We start from the raw sequence: 1,355 nt of genomic DNA, 5'->3' as shown, positions 1-1,355 counted from the left end.
CGGCAGCCGGCCCGGCCAGGGCGCGTCCGCCGCCGGGCCGGGGGTGCGCTCGTCGCCCCAGACCACGAGCCGGACCTGGTCGTCATGGCCGCGGCCGCCGTCGGCGACTCCGGTGACCACCGCCTCCGGGCCGAGCATGCCCTGCACCCGCACCAGCGCGCGCCGGGCCCGGGCCTCCGCCTCACCGACCTCGCCCCACAGCCCCGCCTGCAGGCCGGCCTGGGCGACCAGCCCGTCGGGCAGCAGCCGCAGCCGCTCGATCCCGGCGGTCGGGCGGCCTCCCCCGATGCTCCTCGCCGTGCCGGACAGCCAGCCGTCGAGCTGCCAGCGCACCCGGTCGGCGATGGCGGCCGCGTCGAGCAGCCCGTCGTGGCGCCACATCCGGTGCAGTTCCTCGCCGGCCGCGGTGCGCGCCTCGATGCCCAGCCGGGTCGCCGCCAGCCCGTGCCCGGCGAGCCGCTCGTACAGCCGTTCCGCGAGCGCCCGACCGGCGAAGGCGGCGACGTCGACCCGCTCCAACGGCGGGTCGTACTCCTCGACGGCGACCAGGTCCGGCGGTGGCGTGCGCAGGACGAGCCGCTCGTCCGCGACTCCCGCGGCGAGGCGGTGGACGTAGGCCGCGTCCGGGCCGAGTCGGGCCAGGACGTCCGCGGCGGGCAGCGCCGCGAAATCCCCGAGAGTACGCACGCCGAGCCGGCGCAGCAGGCTGGCCAGGTCGGGCCGGTCGAGGGTGGCCACGTCCATGCCGGCGAGGAACGCCGGCGTCCGGCCGGGCGCCACGATCCGCCCCTGCCGCGCGGCGAGCAGCGCGGCGAAGACCCCGTCGGCGACGCCGACCTGTGCCTCCACCCGGCACCGCAGCGCCACCTGCTCGACGAGCCGTTCGGCGGCCCGCTCCTCCCCGCCGTAGTAGTTGCCCGGCGCCTGCGCGGGCAGCGCGCACGCGCCGGGACGCACCGCCGCCACGCCGGGGGTGAGCTCCTCCACCGCGGCGAGGACCGGCTCGAAGGCCCGCGCGTCGCGGGCGGGGTCGTGCTCGACGGCGGTCAGGCCCGAGCAGCGGCCCTGTGCCTCCCGTTTGCGCAGGCCGCGCCGGACGCCCTCGGCGCGGGCCGCCTCCGAGCAGGCGATCACCCGGTTGGCGTGCAGCACCGCGACGGGCCGGTGCACGTCGACGCCCTCGATCAGGCCGGCCGCGATCACCGGCCAGTCGGGACACCACAGCAGCAACACCCGGTTCGACGTCCTCACCTCCCCACGATAGAACATAAGTTCTAATCAGCCGGGTGGGCCGCCTTGTTCAGTACACGCCCTCAAGGGATCATGTAAACCGTGAACGCGCCACGGACAACGGG

General features: G+C 77.0%; 1 protein-coding gene. It reads right to left on the bottom strand.

Going from position 1 to position 1,355, the window contains the following annotated elements; translation table 11 throughout:
• The coding region (locus ABD211_RS33100; RefSeq protein ID WP_344140468.1) for a DNA polymerase Y family protein at positions 1–1,251 on the bottom strand (1,251 nt) is incomplete at its 3' end.
• Positions 1,252–1,355: the final 104 nt, after the last annotated feature.

This window comes from Luedemannella flava, from assembly GCF_039528515.1.
GTDB classification, from domain to species: Bacteria; Actinomycetota; Actinomycetes; order Mycobacteriales; family Micromonosporaceae; genus Luedemannella; species Luedemannella flava.
The sequence above is the reverse complement of the archived record's forward strand: the minus strand, read 5'-3'. Positions and strand labels throughout refer to the sequence as shown.